Annotated in this window: 1 protein-coding gene; it reads right to left on the bottom strand. The window is 53.0% G+C overall.

What is annotated here, in order from left to right; all coding sequences use genetic code 11:
- Window positions 1-251: ATP-binding cassette domain-containing protein (locus ACY2RR_RS24580; protein WP_490110833.1), on the bottom strand; the 251-nt coding region annotated here is incomplete at both ends.

The following is a 251-nucleotide window of genomic DNA, read 5'->3' as shown; positions in this document are numbered from 1 at the left end:
ATTCTGGGGCAGGTAGCCGATCCAGGGGCCAAGTTCGCTTCTATCCCAGCGGCTGACATCACATCCATCAAGTCTCACTGCGCCGGAAGATGGTTCCCAAACGCCAGTCAACAGCCTTGCCAGAGTGCTTTTCCCCGAAACACTTTGACCAATAATTGCCAGACTCTCACCAGCATCAAGCTGGAAGCCAATCCCTTTAAGCACTGGTTGCTTTCCGCCAGGAACAGGAGCAACCAGTTTCTCAACACTGA

The sequence above is a fragment of the Parendozoicomonas sp. 2304DJ65-17 genome (genome assembly GCF_058148445.1).
The sequence above is the reverse complement of the archived record's forward strand: the minus strand, read 5'-3'. Positions and strand labels throughout refer to the sequence as shown.